Source organism: Salipaludibacillus keqinensis, from assembly GCF_003226325.1.
Taxonomy (GTDB): domain Bacteria; phylum Bacillota; class Bacilli; order Bacillales; family Salisediminibacteriaceae; genus Salipaludibacillus; species Salipaludibacillus keqinensis.
This window is the reverse complement of record NZ_PDOD01000001.1, coordinates 739,360-754,307: the sequence shown is the minus strand read 5'-3', so window position 1 is coordinate 754,307 and position 14,948 is coordinate 739,360. Positions and strand designations below refer to the sequence as shown.

Genomic DNA, 14,948 nt, shown 5'->3' with positions numbered 1-14,948 from the left:
TCAAATGTGGGACAAATCATGTTTATAAACTTATAACGGTAGTATTCAGATTAGCAGCTTGAAAAAAGGTTCATGTATAAAAATAGCCCTGCTCAGCATGAGCAAGGCTTGAATTTCAAAGGATATTCTCACTTGTTATTCTTCATTTGGAAGATCTTCGTCTTTTTCTTCTTGTTTTTTCGCATCACTTTTTCTTCTTCGTTGGCGATAGCCATACGTTGTTTTCAAGACAGTTTCTTCACTTTCCAACCCTGCGCCAAGAGCGCCAACAATGGTTGCTACTGAAGCAGCCAACCAGGCGAGCAGAACATAATTACCTGCATTTACAGCAGCTACGATCTCCTCTTCCATTAAAGAAGAAGGAACAAGGAGGGTGACTGTCCCTAAAAACAGTACGAACAATATGGTGTAGTAAAACAAGACGCCGGTTAATAAAGTAATCACCGTGGCAATGTTATAACGCCTGACGATAAATCTGGAACCATTCTGAACAGGTTTTTCCCATAAATTATGCGCAACGATAATCCACGTAACCATTGCCGCAATAGAGGTTATCATGAGTGCAACAAATCTCCCAATTTCATATGCATCACTTAGCAACCATAAGCTAGGAAAGATGAGGGCATACGCCCCTGATGCGAACGCTACGGCCAGCACACTTTTAAATGTAGGGAAAATTGTCCAAGGACGGTTAGCAAAAACCATGCCAGAAATTAACCGAATCCCCCCGCTAAATTTAGAGTTAATAAGATATCGAACATCAATATCTTCTGTTTCTTCAGAAAGTGTTTTCCGTGTAATCGGTGAAAGGCGCTCTGTCAGACGGCGGCTTGTCAATTGTCTCGAGCCTTTCTTCTTCACCTCATCGTCCTCACTACTGGCTTTTTTTGTCTTACCTTGCTGTTCTTGTCGGGCTTCGTCAGAACTGCCATGATACATCTCATTGGTGATTTGAACAATGGCTTCCCGAACTCGCTGTTTCATAGGATTAGCCCCTAGTGATGGAAGGGAAATGACGGCTAGGTTCCTCTCTACACTGACATCAGCAACGACTAGAAGTCTTTCTTCAAATATAGGAAGATCGGTCACACAAATGGCATAATCCCATTCTTCCTTCGACATGCTTTTTTCCGTTTTCTCTAATATTTCTTTTGAATCTCCTGCAGCCCCAGTTAATGGATCTGTCACAGATTCAACTTTCCAATAAATTTGATCATCAACAAAATCTGAAAGTAAATCAGGCAGCTCATCAGCGACTTTTGTTACGATCTCTTCAGGAAGTTCAGGTGCAGGAACCAGGCCTAGTGTTCGGGTCTCTTTTTCATCGTCCTTTTGGTGGTCTTCTTCATATTCTTGTCGGGAGTCTACATCGTTTGAACTCATAAGGACCTCCTGTTCCATTTATTTATAAGTTGTAAGGTTTTGTACTAAAAAAAGCCTTCTGACAGTATTATGTACCCAATTTCATGAGCTTCAACCCTGATATTTTTTCAAAATCATTTGAAAGAGGTGTCGTTAATACAGTTATCACGTCCCACTAAGATGTGCCCTTCGTATAAGCCATCCTTTATCAGAATTGTATGGTAAAGTAGGTCTAGTATCGCTTTATCGATAAAAAGATCATTTTAAGAGGTGGTTATATGGATGCTAAAAGGAAGTGGGATGACAAACATACAGATCGCTTGAACCAAGACGAGGGTATGGAAGTAAATGAACGCTTAGCGAACCTGTCGCCATATTTACAAGGAGGTCTAGCAGTGGATCTTGCCTGCGGGCTCGGCGCAAACAGTTTATTTCTTGCTGATCATCATTACGCTGTTAAAGCTTTTGATATTTCCGAGGTTGCAGTGAACCATGTAAACCGACTGGCGTTAAAAGAACATGCGACTGTTCATGCAAATGTATGCGATCTTTCTCAGTGGGGCAATCTCGATCTAAAAGAAAACTCCATAGACTTCTTGGTCACAACCTATTACTTAGACAGAACCATTTTCCCATATGTTAAATCCATTATTAAAGAGGGTGGCTATTTTTTCATGGAGACGTTCTACCTCTCTCGGTCGCATACAAATGAAAACGTGTCTAATCAATACAAGCTCCAGCCTAATGAGTTGCTAACTGAATTTAAGGATTGGCACGTTTTATTTTATGAGGAAAATGAACAGGAAGGTCGCCAAACGATTTTCGCGAAGAAGAATGTGGAGTCAAGATAAATGTCTGCAGAGACTCATTTCAGTGGCAATGAAAACAGATAAATAGATAACCTTATCAACTAGTTTAAATGTAACACGGACACCCCCTGCTACTCCAAGCAAGGGGTGTCCGTGTTTATCTCATCTTGCTATAGATGAGCCATTAAATTTCATAATATACAGGTTATTACTTTAAAGCGAACTCTCTTGACCGAATTGAATCAGCAAGGGATGGTTTGATCGTGACATGGTCTAAATTCAATCCTAATTTCACAGTGGAGTGTGCCAACTCAGGTCTTAACCCGGATAGCGTTGTCGACACACCTATCAGCTTTAATGCATCAATCAAATGCATCAGTTGAGCGGCTACAATTTGATCAATCTTCACTACTCCAGATAAGTCTAACAGCAAATAATTCACACCTAGTTGGGAGCACTGTTCCATTGTATTTTCTAATATAATTTTCGATCTTGAGGAATCAATTTCTCCTACTAATGGAAGTAAGGCAACGTGTTGGCTAAGGGTAATTACGGGAGAGCTTAATTCCATAATCACTTCTTGTTGCGCTTCGATCCTCTTTTTAGAGAAGTTCGTGTGTTCTTCCACAAACCAAACGGTAATTTCTCTGAAAGTTTTATCTACCGTTCGGTACCACTGGATAATTTCCTTTAAAGGATACTCTTCTTTGACCGTTTCCACGTATTCATCGATTAATTTCACATACTGTTGTTGTGTTCTATTGAATTCACGGAGAATAAGGTGCAAAGGCGTGTTTAAATGTTCATCATCCATAGCGATTTCAAGAATCCATTTTTCTAACCCTTGAAAAAATATCGACTCTTCTTGATTAAAGACTTCAAAAAATCTTTTGTGAAACTCGTTATTTTGCCTTTTTAAATTGTTCACAACAGAAGGATCCTGAGAAGAATATATTCCTTTAGGGCCTTTTTTATCTATTGTTTCATACCATTCTTCGGTAATTTGATTCACGTTGCTTATTAAATAATCGTACAATTCTTTGCTTTTATACATGAGTTCCTCCTATGGTCTTGGAAAGAATTCTTCAACATCGTATGAGACTATTTACTTTACTTAACCGTTCGAGCATTCTGCTATATTTGAGTTATATTCATTTCGTTGAAGTCCTATATGAGAAAAGTGTCTTTCCCCTTTACAAACGATTCATTTACTTTTTCTAGTAAAATCACATATACAGTTTACCATAAGCTACCATTCATCGGGAAGTTTTTTGCATTGGTGTATGGCTGCCGCTCTTTCAACCCTCTCTTTAAACAACAACGTTTGAAAGAACAAACATAAAAAAACTCTGAATCTAGATCTCCCTAGATTTAGAGTTTTTTTCATCGATAGTTTTATAAATAAAGTTTTTCCATCACATAGCTTTTTTTTCTTCTCTCTACTTCTATCCAATTCATAAATTCTTCAGTGTTGATTTTTTTTAGATTTTTAATTGCTTTTCCTTTTAAGTTCCTTGTCATTTGTTTATGGAATTGATGCGGGAAGATGGTATCAGCTAAATACAATGGCTTAAATTTTTTGTCCTCTGGAGAATGGCTAAAATACTCATCAAAAAGAAAATCCAATTTCTGAACATGGTCACTTCGACTTGCAAGAGAATGAACGAGAAACCGAAAATCATCTATCGGTAGACCGAAGTAAGCTCGGTCAAAATCGATGACCATCGTCTCCCCTTCACTATTTAAGTAACTATTCCGTGCATTATAGTCACCATGACAAATACTATTTCTTGCTGTCATTGCCTTAATATACTCCTCTACATTACATGTTTTTAGTATCCCTAAACTTGTTTCAGCTTGATTAATCATTTCTCCAAGGTATGCTTTCCGTTCGTCTTTCTTTACTGAAGAATGCCACTTCTTGAGGTCTATGAGCTTGTTATTGTAAACCCTATTAAATTGCTGAAAATTAGGAAACTGTATTTTTTCTTTTATCACTTTTAGTTCCCTAAAGCGGGCTATCCGATGAAAATCAGCTAACGCTTTTGTTCTCTGTTTTGTCGATAACTTTTCATTTGGCTCGACATATTCAGATAAGAAATAATACCCCTTTTTAGATGAGATATACAGCTCACCTTTTTCGGTTCGATAAACAGATGGAGTTCCAAACCCATTATGATGCAAAAGGTGTTGAAGTTCTATTGGAAACTGTTTATGTTTTAGTTTAACCATTTTTAAAACGAAGATTTTACTTGTGTCTTTTTGTTTAATAAACCAAATTTTAATTGCTGTATTCCCAACTTTATCAGCTGGCTTTATTGATAAGATGTTATCCTGAAAGATTCCATACTGTTTTAACACATCTTTGTCAATCATTTCTGCCACCATGTCATGCTCCTTTCTTATGTCTCAGTTACTATTTAAAGGTCCATTTCGCTAAGCTAAAGATCATAAACGTTTGGAGCCGATTAGTTTACGATAGTGATTTAAAATTAAATCCACCACTTCTCTTGAATTCTCTTTCTCTTTTATTAAAAATTCAATGAGTGCTTCTTTCTCATCTGTTGTTATCGTCCACTCTGCAGGTATTCCGTCTACTATATTAAGGATTTTTTCATGAGGCACAGCTTTCATTCTTTCTGCAAATAAATATAATGCTTCTTCACTTTCTAACATGGAGAGAATCCACTTATATACCGGCATCTTCAATCTATATTGAGGAGAGTTCTTTAGTGTCTTACAATTCCAACCATAGCCCCCAGGAAAACATCTACCATGATCGATCATGTAAACATAATCTCCATGTTGCCTATTCTCAAATAAGATATTATTCCGACCTCTATCCGTGTTGTTCACCCATTGGTCAAAAATCATGATTCCCGCAAGTTCTTCTTCTTTATTTAATATTTGTTCAAAAAGCGGTCCCTCTCCCTCAGGGGGGAAACCTATTGAATCTTCAATATATAACGTAGCAAATTGAAGACCTGCATGAAGTGTCTTCCGGGTAGAATTCTTCTCAATAAAATCAGATGATATAAAAACAAGCTTTGAAGGTGGAACTGGTAAACTCAAATGACTAGCTAGTTGCCCTACAACATATTCATTCACCAATTCTTTTTCTCTCTTTTTCTTCTTATTCCCAAATTTCACCACATATTTCTTTCCATCACTACATTCAATGATATGGGCATTATCTCCTCTTAAAGCCGCGATATGCTTTATTGGATAAATATCTTGTTCTTGCATCTATTGTCACCTCTTTCCTTATCCTCCTTTATGTTCACGATCTCCTAAATGACTATCTTTATTACGGTATGTTAATTCTTCTGAACGGCCACGTTATTTGCCCCCTTAACAAACCCATTTCAAATAGATACCTAAATCTACTATGAGTGGTTAAATACCGTTTCTAATAGAATCTTTTAGAATAGATTAACCTTGAGCCACACAATTTGTTTTATTACGGGCTAATCACTGATTTTATAAGAAAGGAGAATACATTTTGAAGAAAACCGTTGCTCATTTTCTTGATGAAGGAATAAAACCTAATCAGGAATTTGTTTACAATCAAATCTCTCAATTAAAAAAATATCGTTCCATCGTTATTGGCCCCTTTCCAAAGAAAGAGAATTTCTATTCTTTTTCCGAATTTTATGACCTGAACAAGATAAAACATTTTCAAGATTTCATCAAAGAACAAAATGTCGTAGCTATTCATGCTCACCACGGTGGGCAAGCACTGAAAATATTACCCCAAATAAAAGCTTTCAAGATTCCATTTATAGTTAGTTTCCGTGGAAGAGATGGCTCGGCACAGGGAAGCGCATATACTCGTAATTTCAACAGATATGAGGAATTGAAACAACTTGGGACAATGTACTTTCCAGTTTGTGATTACATTGCAAATGATATGAAGAAGTTAGGTTTTCCAAAATCCAGGATTCACGTATTATATGGAGGAATAAACTTAGAAAAGTTTCCTTATATTCAACATAAGCTCTCAAAAGATGGAGAAATTCGTATACTTTCTGTAGGGAGATTAGAGATGAAAAAGGGATTTGACACATTAATTAAGGCATTCGCCAAACTTCATAAAAACAATCCAACCACCACCTTACACATTATTGGTGATGGATCGAACAAGAAAAAACTGGAATCCCTTATAAAAAAACAAAAACTAAATCATGTTGTTAAACTTCGTGGTCAAATGAGTGCAGAACAAATTGTCACTGAAATGACCCATGCTCATCTCTTTTGTTTAGCCAGTCAAACAGCCAAAGATGGAGATGTAGAAGGTATTCCAAATGCTTTAAAAGAAGCGATGGCTTGCGGAATTCCTGTGGTTTCAACACAGAATGGCGGGATTCCAGAATTAATAAAACATAAAGAAACGGGATATTTAGCTGAAGAGAAGAACGCTAGTAGTTTAGCAGCAGGATTTCAATTCTACCTCGACAACCCGGATATTTGGCAAGATTACACTAGAAAAGCTCGTCAAACCATCGAGGAAAATTTCGATATAAATAAACAAATTGGTGTGCAAGAACGCCTTTATGACAAACTTTGGAGACACTAGCCTTCTCTTGATCTTCTTTAAAATGTTTCAGAAAATATATAAGGAAGACGATTGGTCATCGTCTTCTTTATCTCTACATAATTTCTACCGAATGATGGAACGATAAAATGAGAAGGAGGATGATTCAATTGAGCAAAAAATCAAAGTCAAAGCGCAACATGCAAAAAAGTCGTGATGCCGTTCAGCCTAGCGGGAATATGGATCGAACAACCATTTCAAAACTTGATCGGGAAAGCTCCGATCAACGTAGGGGATGAAATAAATGAAGGATAATAAGCCTGTTGAAAATTCAGACGAAGCCCGCCAAAAATACTTTATGGATGTAGATCGCATGATTAATGAAGGTTTAGGTGGAGGGACAGTCAGTCCAAGAGAAAATTCAGGAGAAATTGAACAAACTAGGGACTTAGATCGTGAGGAAGCACCTCATGAAGCTGAAAATGATTGAAATGGCATTTTTAAGATCGTAAAAGTGGGTTGTAACTTTCACATTAGTGAGTCTATCGGCAAATTCCGGTGGTCTATCAGCGAGATTTGACCTCCTATCAGCGAAAATCGCGAGTCTATAGGTGAATTTGGACCTACTATTGGCGGAACCTAAGTCGTCAGCCACCCACAAATAAAAGGCCTCAGAATCTTGTTTATCCTGAGGCCTTTCTTCCTATTTAATTCTTGTACATTTAATCAAGTACTCTTATTTCTACAGATCGTCGTCCAAATGCTAACGCATCAGAACGATTTGGCATAAAGATGTCAATCTTGCGTCCCTTGATCGCTCCGCCAGTGTCTCCTGCTAAGAATATTCCATAGCCTTTTACTTCTACACGAGATCCCAATGGAATCACGCTTGGGTCAACGGCAATGACTTTGGAGTTCGGATTTGCTTTCAAGTCTATACCCGTTCTAGTCACTCCAGAACAACCATTACATGAGGCTGTATAAGCTGTTGCCGAGAAAGTTTGCCAGTTACTTTCTTGTGAACTTGAAGACCCTCTGCTTGTTGTTGTATTTCCAGAACTACCTGATGAACTGTTGTTACTCGAGCTGTTTGCGCTTGAGTTAGAACTGTTATTCTGACTTGACTGCTTGGCTTCTTCTTTTGCTTTTTCTTCAGCTTTGCGTGCGGCTTCTTCCTCTGCCTTACGAGCGGCTTCTCTTTCTGCCTTCGCTTGAGCTTCTTCCTCGGCCTGACGAGCAGCTGCTCTTTCTGCCTTCGCTTGCGCTTCTTTTTCTGCTTCACGAGCTGCCTTCTCTTCCGCTTTCTGTTGCTTTTCTAAGTCGGATGCTCTAGCTGCTTCCTCCGCTTCCGCTTCAGCCTGTTCTTTAGCTTCACGAGCTGCTTCTTCGTCAGCTTCTGCTTGGGCATCTTGTTCAGCTTGACGAGCAGACTCTTGTTCTGCTTCAAGGGCCGCTTCTTCCTCGGCCTTTGCTTGAGCTTCTTCCTCGGCCTTTGCTTGAGCTTCTTCCTCGGCTTGACGAGCTGCTTCTTCCTCGGCTTGACGAGCTGCTTCTTCCTCGGCTTGACGAGCTGCTTCTTCCTCGGCTTTTCGCTCTGCTGCAATTCTAGCCTCTTCTTGACGACGAATTTCATCAGCAATTCGTTCACGAATATCTGCCTCTTGGGAAGCTAAATCTTTGTCTTCATCAATCAATTCTGCGATTAACGATTGTTGATCAGCTTCATTATCCTTCACTTCATCTTTTACTTTATTTGTTTCTTCCCGCTGTTGATCTAAATCAGCATTTAATTCCTCAAGTTCTACGACTTGTTCGTCAAGTTCTTGAAGAACCAATTCATGCCTTTCTTGGGCTTTCTCTAACTGTTCTTGATTCAATTGTAACTGTTCAATGAAATCATTATCTGCTTGAGCGATTCTTGAAATCGTCACAACCCTACTGATAAAATCACCAAAATTTTCAGAACCTAAAATGACTTCTATGTAAGAAGCACTTCCGCTACCATTTTTTTGGTAGGAACTAGCACGATCCTTAAGCAATTCGAATCGCTGGTCAATATCTTCTTGTAGTCTCTCTATATCGGACTCCAACTCTACGACCTCTGCTTCATTCTCTGCTATTTCTTCTTCAATGTCAGTGATTAATTTTTCATTTACTGCAATCTTTTCGTTAAGATCTTCTAGTTGATCGTTTAAATCCTCAAGTTCCTGAACCAATTCAACTAACTCCATCTCTGCTTCCGAAAGATTGGATTGAATGAATTCACGTTCTTGCTCTATCTGCTCTTGCTCATCCTCAAGCTCACCTGTAGCAACAACTCCACTCACTGCAAACAAATGTCCTAAGCCAATGATCATTGTTAAGAATATGAATTTTTTAAGCAAATCGTTTCCCCCTAAGAGTTTTTCTGTCTACTTATCTGGCTACAATTTAGCTAAAAATACTTTTTAATCTACTTGTAACACTAGCAGACAATTATAACAGTCATGTAATAGAAATGTTATAGTTGTGTATCAAAACAAATACTTTCTCACATTAGACATATTTTTCAAAAATAGATAAACCCCATGACCAAAGGCTCTCTAAGGATTTCCTACAAAAAAAACCGGCGATACTCTTGTGTATATTTTCCAATTAATGAGGCACACTACCCTTTAAAAGATAAGGGAGTGTAACAGAATGGATATGTTATTTAGGTTCGCTTATAATTTCATCTGGTGCATTGATCATAGAGGCTTCCTATTTGACAAGTTCGTGAAGTGGTACCTTCTCTTCCAAAATAATTATTCATTCTCTCCCTCCTATCATTGTTTCGGAGCAGTCTTTTATCTAGTTTGAAATTGGGTACGGATTATAAATGAACCAACAGGAAATCCCATTTAAAAAAGACCACCTGATCGATCACATTCAGGTGGTCTTCACTATTTATTTAGTGGTCAAAACCATCGTTAGCCCACATTTTTTTACCCGTTTATCTTCTTTTAAAGTAGGGAACTTCTTACAGGTAGTAAGTTTCATATGAATATCATTAAATGAGGTGGCAAGATGAACAGTCAAGCAAACGTCAAGACATTGTATTCTTTTGTAACAGGAATTTTATCAATTATCTTATTTTTTCTCCCTTTAGTGGGCATTTTACTAGCGCTAGCAGGTATAGTCATTGGAGTGATGGGACTAAAAGAAATAAATAAAACAGGCGAGCCAGGTCGCGGCTATGCTTTGACGGGAATGATCTGCGGGACTGTCGGTCTCCTCATTCCGATCAGCTTAGGCATCTTAGCTTACTTCTTTTTCTCAGGAAGCATTTAGAAATTAACGATAAATATAACAAACAGGCTGTCACCAAAAGTATACCTTTTGGTGACAGCCTTAATCTTGTATATATATCTTTTATTTCCTCTTGATTTCTCACCTTTTCTCCCTAGTCCAATGGGTTATGCTACTCCGGTAGACCCAGTCGATAATGAACTGCTTTTCTCCACGAACAAATATCAGATCAGAAATACATACGCCAAAAACGCAGCGAGAGCATTAGGTATTCCTACAAAAGTAAAAAAAGTAGCTGTACCCCATCGTTGGTTCCTCTGTTTCTTAGATTCAGTATGGAAGTTTGCTCTATTTCGGTCACCGCTGTTCAATGCTCCAGAGAAAATACCGGCAAGGATCAAACTGATGACTGCCACTAGCCCTGCAAAAACAAGTAAAATCTCAGGATCTTGCATAATGAGAGCAGCGAAACCTATTGAAGCTAAGATTCCTAACCCAATATATAATGCTTTCATCCTAAAATCATCCTTTCTTTTTTTGTTCCTCCGTTTGACTACCTTTTATTGATTACCATGTAGGATCCATCGTGTCTTAATATGCTGTACCTTTGTATACGAATGATATGGTATTTAGTTTCCTATTTATATCAAATAAAGTCTGTAAGGAAATATAAAAGAATCTATCATATTAAAAAGATCCCTTCAAATCAACTTTTGTGATTTGAAGGGATCTGTCATTACATCGAACTACTATGTTTCAAAGAACATACTTGCAAATGTGAATACTTACCTTTTAACCTTTAATCCCTGACAGCTTAATTCCTTCAATAAAGTATTTCTGGAACATGAAGAAGATAAGTAGGACAGGAAGCAATGCGACAATCGAAGCTGCCATCAATAATGACCACTCTGTTTGGAACATCCCTTGGAACATCGCCAACCCTAACTGAACAGTATATTTTTCCATTGAGTTCAAGTAAATTAATGGTCCTAAGAAGTCATTCCACTTTCCATGGAAAGAGAAGATCGCAACAACAGCCAGAGCAGGCTTCGATAATGGTAACGCAATCTTATAGAAAATCTGAAATGTATTACAACCGTCAATCCGTGCAGCGTCTTCCAGCTCATTCGGAATTCCTAAGAAGAATTGTCGCAGCATGAAGATGAAGAATGCGCTGCCCCCGAAATAAGATGGTACGATTAGTGGAAGAAATGTATCTATCCACCCAATCGAACTGAACATAATAAATACCGGAATCATCGTGACTTCCCCAGGAAGCATCATAGTCGCAAGGACAATAATAAATAACACATTCTTTCCTTTAAACTCAAGTTTTGCGAAGCCATAAGCGACAAGCGCTCCGGTAAAAACTTCGCCAATCATCGATAAACTAGCTATAATTAACGAGTTAGCAAAGAACAAGTGGAAGGGTGCAAAGGTCATCGCTTCCACGTAGTTCCCCCACACAATTGGGTCCGGAATCCACTGTGGTGGAAATTGAAAAATAACCGCTGAATCTTTCAAAGACGTGGACACCATCCAAAAGAAAGGAACTAAAAAGATAAATCCTCCGGCAAAAAGAGCCATGTAGACGAAGACTTTGTTCAAAAAAGTCTTGAGCGCTTTCCTTGATCCTGCTTTATTTTGAGAGGTTGCTTGTTTTTGTGCCATTTATTTCTTCTTCCCTTCGTAATACACCCAAAGAGGTGAAGATTTGATAATAAGTAACGTTATGGCAAGAATAATTATAAAGAACACCCATGCCATGGCCGAAGCATATCCCATTCTCATAAATTGGAAAGCATTTTGCCATAAATAAAGCATATAGAATAAACCAGCGTCCCCTGCACCACCGATAATGTAGGCTTCGGTGAATATTTTCATCGCAGCGATGATCCCCATAATTAAGTTAAAGAGAACAATCGGGGACAATTGTGGCAGTGTGATGTGCCAGAACTTCCTCAGAATACTCGCACCATCAATATCTGCTGATTCGTAAAGTTGTTTCGGTAAATCTTGAAGCGCCGCTAAAAAGATCAGCATCGCATTTCCAAATCCCCAAAGACTCATAATAATATAAGACGGTAAAACGAAATTAGGGTCTCCCAACCAGTTCGGACCATCAATTCCGATTTTAGCCAACGTGCTGTTAATTAAACCAACATCTGTATTAAAAATCCATCTCCATAGCAAGGCTGTAGCAACCCCTGAGACGACCGCCGGTAAGTAAAAAATCGTTCTAAATATCTTCATTCCGCGAACTTTTTGATTTAAAAGCATTGCAGCAAGTAACCCGCCGACCAAATTCAGGGGTACACTAAATAATGCATAAGTAAAGGTCACTTTTAACGATTGCCAAAACTTAGAGTCTTGACTTAACTCAACAAAATTATCGAATCCTACAAAGTTCGGCGATTGGAAGGTATTCCAATCTGTGAAACTAATGTAAAAAGACGCAAATACCGGTCCTACTGTAAATAACAACATGCCTAAAATCCAAGGAGAGATAAAGAGATACCCCTCTAAATTCTTCTTAAGGACTTTTTTTCTGTCACTCATGGCGTACACTCCTTGTCAACTCTGCCTTAACAAGATAATCAAAAGGATCAAAGTCATGGACTTTGATCCTTCTACCATCCATTATTCTTGCTCTAATAAATTTCTTAGTTGTTCTGCTGTATCTTCAGCTAACTCTTGAGGAGAGCCAGTACCTTCGATTAATGGACTTGTTAAATGATCCCATACAATTGTATCAATTTGCTGTTGTTGAGGATGTCCTGAGAATCCTCGGGCAAATTCCATCGATTCTGTCATAGCTTGAGCTGCTGATTCTGTCTTTCTTGGCTCAATGTCTAATACCGTATCCGCAAGTCGGCTGTCTGGAGGTACGATTTTCCAAGTATGAATCGCTTCAGTCATGTCCTTTAGAGCTTGGTAAGTTACATCTGGATCTTCTGTGTCCGCGCTAGCTACCATCGATGCTAACCAGTTAAACGTAACTCTTTCTTCTCCTTTAGGAACAACGGTTGCTTCTACATTCATTCCTTCAACGCGGTCTAAATCATCAGCTGCTCCGCCCATGAACATCCCAATTCGGCCAGCCTTAAACATTTCCGCAAGACCTTGTTGTTCAATTGTATTGGAAGCAGGAATACTTTCATCTTCATTCAAAATACTATTTAGAATTTCAAGGCCTTCAATAGATTCTGGTGAATCAACGAGAACTTCTCCATCTTGCGATACTACATCTCCGCCCATTGACCAGATCCACTGGTGTGTCGGAGGCCATCCGTGAGTCGTAAAGCCCCATTGGTCTGTACGTCCATCGTCATTTAAATCTTTCGTAAGCTCTTTGGCAACATCGCGGAATTGATCCCAATCCCAGCTTTCATCCGGATAGTCAATTCCCGCTTCGTCAAATATATCAACGTTATAATACAAAATGACTGGATTTGAAATCCAAGGTAATCCATATAATTTGTCATCATATGAAGAAACTCGGATCGTATCTTCGTAGTAGTGTTCCAATTCCAAATCTTCATCATTCTCTACATACTCTGTTAAATCTAGTAATACATCCGAATTTGCATATGTGGATACCCACTCTTGCGAGAGATAAAAAATATCTGGCGCATTGTTTCCAGCCACTCGTGTTTGAAGTGCTGTTGGATAGTCATCCGCAATCGTAATTAAGTTGATCTCATATTCATCTGATTTTTCATTAACTCCATCAACTAATTCTTGAAGTTCATTGATTTCTTCCGGTCCGCCCCAAGCTGCAAAATCAATATTTGCTTTCTCGGCGCTTCCCTCATCATTATTTCCACCATTGTTGTTTCCACCGTTGTTGTTCTCAGCGTTATTTCCTGAAGATTCATCGTTACATGCGACCATAACAGCAAGTAATGAAACCATACCTAGCGAACTTACTAATTTTCCTGCTTTCATTGCAGTACCCCCTTGTTTATAATGAAAAGAATGACTTACAGTCCTATGAATTCGAGAGTGCCAATCATGCACTGTCAAACCGCTTCATGACTTTTTAAAAACTTTTTAAAGATAAGTTCCACAAAGTCAGTAACCGCTTTCAAATGCTTGAAGTATATTAACTTCTTCTTTTGTATTAAAAGAAGATAACTTCTCTAGATTTGTAACTCTCTGTAACGTTACGTTCAGTTTAATAAACAATTAACAATTAGTCAACCTAATTTTAAATTATTTTTATAATCTGTAACGTTACTGTATTTTTAATTGCGTTACAATGGTACGATAGAATCGAGCCAATCGAAAGGAGACCTATACCCATGCGTATTTTAGCTCGTTCATTTAAACAATATTTCTATCACCTGTTTAAAATCTTAATAGCCGGTGTCTTATGGCTGATTCTCTCTTTACCGATCGTCACGATCGGACCTGCTACTGCCGGTTACTCTCATTATGTTTTTCAAATCATAAACCGGGAGGACAGTCGTTTGATCCATTTCTTTTCTGGGGTTAAACAATACTTAAAACAAGGTTTTCTTTTAGCGATAATCATCACACTACCTTCATTAATTTTGCTCGCAAACTTCATTTATTTTTTTCAACAGCCGGGGTTCTTAGGAAAAGCTTACGGGATGCTGTGTTTTTATTGCTTTATCGCCTTGATCCTCGTTTCGCAGTATGTTTTTACCGCCTTGGTTCAAACGTCATCAGGGTCATTGAAAGAAACCTTTCAAACTTGCTTGTATATGCTTAAACATAACTTTTGGCAAGGATTGTTCTTATTGTTTCCTTTAACAATGATCACACTGATCTCAATCCCTACACTCATTGCATTTATATTTGTTATGCTCCCAGTACATTTTTTGATTATGCATTATTACCTATTTGGTAAGAAAGTTCTCACTCCATAAAATGTAATTTGTAACATTTTCTTCTTCTTGTAATCATAAAGTAACGTGATTTGTTAACTATTTAAAAAGCTGTCGGTAAGA

General features: G+C 38.2%; 15 protein-coding genes. 6 read left to right on the top strand and 9 right to left on the bottom strand.

Annotation, left to right across the window (positions count from 1 at the left end):
- Window positions 1–135: 135 nt before the first annotated feature.
- Window positions 136–1,383 carry a hypothetical protein gene (locus CR194_RS03880; RefSeq protein ID WP_110608312.1) on the bottom strand — a complete coding sequence of 416 codons (1,248 nt, stop codon included), beginning with the start codon at window positions 1,381–1,383 and terminating at the stop codon, window positions 136–138.
- 257 nt (window positions 1,384–1,640) lie between these two features.
- Between CR194_RS03880 and CR194_RS03875 the strand changes: the two genes are divergently transcribed.
- Window positions 1,641–2,213, top strand: coding sequence for a methyltransferase domain-containing protein (locus CR194_RS03875; RefSeq protein ID WP_110608311.1), 573 nt, complete (start codon window positions 1,641–1,643; stop codon window positions 2,211–2,213).
- A 166-nt stretch (window positions 2,214–2,379) separates the two neighbouring features.
- Here CR194_RS03875 and CR194_RS03870 read toward each other — a convergent pair whose 3' ends face one another.
- From CR194_RS03870 to CR194_RS03860, 3 genes are all read right to left on the bottom strand, one after another.
- Entirely contained in the window at window positions 2,380–3,225 is an 846-nt protein-coding gene (locus CR194_RS03870; protein WP_110608310.1) for an STAS domain-containing protein, read from the bottom strand.
- Between the two features lie 341 nt (window positions 3,226–3,566).
- The gene (locus tag CR194_RS03865) at window positions 3,567–4,547 is read right to left on the bottom strand and encodes a phosphotransferase (RefSeq protein ID WP_233254262.1); all 981 of its coding nucleotides are present in this window, start codon (window positions 4,545–4,547) and stop codon (window positions 3,567–3,569) included.
- A 72-nt stretch (window positions 4,548–4,619) separates the two neighbouring features.
- Entirely contained in the window at window positions 4,620–5,417 is a 798-nt protein-coding gene (locus CR194_RS03860; RefSeq protein WP_110608308.1) for a HipA family kinase, read from the bottom strand.
- A 256-nt stretch (window positions 5,418–5,673) separates the two neighbouring features.
- Between CR194_RS03860 and CR194_RS03855 the strand changes: the two genes are divergently transcribed.
- The 3 genes from CR194_RS03855 to CR194_RS03850 all read left to right on the top strand — a co-directional run bounded on the left by CR194_RS03855 (window position 5,674) and on the right by CR194_RS03850 (window position 7,195).
- Window positions 5,674–6,747, top strand: coding sequence for a glycosyltransferase (locus CR194_RS03855; protein ID WP_110608307.1), 1,074 nt, complete (start codon window positions 5,674–5,676; stop codon window positions 6,745–6,747).
- Between the two features lie 128 nt (window positions 6,748–6,875).
- A complete protein-coding gene (locus CR194_RS20655; RefSeq protein ID WP_269845693.1) occupies window positions 6,876–7,004 on the top strand; it encodes a hypothetical protein in 129 nt (42 codons plus the stop codon).
- Window positions 7,005–7,009: 5 nt separating this feature from the next.
- A complete protein-coding gene (locus CR194_RS03850) occupies window positions 7,010–7,195 on the top strand; it encodes a hypothetical protein (RefSeq protein ID WP_110608306.1) in 186 nt (61 codons plus the stop codon).
- Window positions 7,196–7,427: 232 nt separating this feature from the next.
- Here the strand turns inward: CR194_RS03850 and CR194_RS03845 are convergent, their stop codons facing one another.
- Entirely contained in the window at window positions 7,428–9,089 is a 1,662-nt protein-coding gene (locus tag CR194_RS03845) for a PcsB-like coiled-coil domain-containing protein (protein ID WP_110608305.1), read from the bottom strand.
- Between the two features lie 661 nt (window positions 9,090–9,750).
- On the opposite strand from CR194_RS03845, the gene CR194_RS03840 reads away from it, so the two are divergent.
- Window positions 9,751–10,014: a DUF4190 domain-containing protein gene (locus tag CR194_RS03840; protein ID WP_110608304.1), complete on the top strand. Its 264-nt coding sequence runs from the start codon at window positions 9,751–9,753 to the stop codon at window positions 10,012–10,014.
- A gap of 182 nt (window positions 10,015–10,196) precedes the next feature.
- Here CR194_RS03840 and CR194_RS03835 read toward each other — a convergent pair whose 3' ends face one another.
- The 4 genes from CR194_RS03835 to CR194_RS03820 all read right to left on the bottom strand — a co-directional run bounded on the left by CR194_RS03835 (window position 10,197) and on the right by CR194_RS03820 (window position 13,920).
- Window positions 10,197–10,487: a DUF5316 domain-containing protein gene (locus CR194_RS03835; RefSeq protein ID WP_110608303.1), complete on the bottom strand. Its 291-nt coding sequence runs from the start codon at window positions 10,485–10,487 to the stop codon at window positions 10,197–10,199.
- Between the two features lie 277 nt (window positions 10,488–10,764).
- Window positions 10,765–11,643, bottom strand: a complete 879-nt coding sequence (locus tag CR194_RS03830) for a carbohydrate ABC transporter permease (protein WP_110608302.1) — start codon at window positions 11,641–11,643, stop codon at window positions 10,765–10,767.
- Window positions 11,644–12,531, bottom strand: coding sequence for a carbohydrate ABC transporter permease (locus CR194_RS03825; RefSeq protein ID WP_110608301.1), 888 nt, complete (start codon window positions 12,529–12,531; stop codon window positions 11,644–11,646). It lies immediately after the preceding gene.
- A gap of 81 nt (window positions 12,532–12,612) precedes the next feature.
- A complete protein-coding gene (locus CR194_RS03820; protein ID WP_110608300.1) occupies window positions 12,613–13,920 on the bottom strand; it encodes an ABC transporter substrate-binding protein in 1,308 nt (435 codons plus the stop codon).
- Window positions 13,921–14,276: 356 nt separating this feature from the next.
- On the opposite strand from CR194_RS03820, the gene CR194_RS03815 reads away from it, so the two are divergent.
- Window positions 14,277–14,867: a DUF624 domain-containing protein gene (locus tag CR194_RS03815; RefSeq protein WP_110608299.1), complete on the top strand. Its 591-nt coding sequence runs from the start codon at window positions 14,277–14,279 to the stop codon at window positions 14,865–14,867.
- Window positions 14,868–14,948 lie beyond the last annotated feature (81 nt).

Bases quoted from the DNA above. Each gene is read 5' to 3' on its own strand.
- CR194_RS03850 (WP_110608306.1), top strand. From the start codon at position 7,010: ATGAAGGATAATAAGCCTGTTGAAAATTCAGACGAAGCCCGCCAAAAA.
- CR194_RS03865 (WP_233254262.1), bottom strand. From the start codon at position 4,547: ATGATTGACAAAGATGTGTTAAAACAGTATGGAATCTTTCAGGATAAC.
- CR194_RS03840 (WP_110608304.1), top strand. From the start codon at position 9,751: ATGAACAGTCAAGCAAACGTCAAGACATTGTATTCTTTTGTAACAGGA.
- CR194_RS03860 (WP_110608308.1), bottom strand. From the start codon at position 5,417: ATGCAAGAACAAGATATTTATCCAATAAAGCATATCGCGGCTTTAAGA.
- CR194_RS03835 (WP_110608303.1), bottom strand. From the start codon at position 10,487: ATGAAAGCATTATATATTGGGTTAGGAATCTTAGCTTCAATAGGTTTC.
- CR194_RS03825 (WP_110608301.1), bottom strand. From the start codon at position 12,531: ATGAGTGACAGAAAAAAAGTCCTTAAGAAGAATTTAGAGGGGTATCTC.
- CR194_RS03830 (WP_110608302.1), bottom strand. From the start codon at position 11,643: ATGGCACAAAAACAAGCAACCTCTCAAAATAAAGCAGGATCAAGGAAA.
- CR194_RS03815 (WP_110608299.1), top strand. From the start codon at position 14,277: ATGCGTATTTTAGCTCGTTCATTTAAACAATATTTCTATCACCTGTTT.
- CR194_RS03880 (WP_110608312.1), bottom strand. From the start codon at position 1,383: ATGAGTTCAAACGATGTAGACTCCCGACAAGAATATGAAGAAGACCAC.
- CR194_RS03870 (WP_110608310.1), bottom strand. From the start codon at position 3,225: ATGTATAAAAGCAAAGAATTGTACGATTATTTAATAAGCAACGTGAAT.
- CR194_RS03875 (WP_110608311.1), top strand. From the start codon at position 1,641: ATGGATGCTAAAAGGAAGTGGGATGACAAACATACAGATCGCTTGAAC.
- CR194_RS03820 (WP_110608300.1), bottom strand. From the start codon at position 13,920: ATGAAAGCAGGAAAATTAGTAAGTTCGCTAGGTATGGTTTCATTACTT.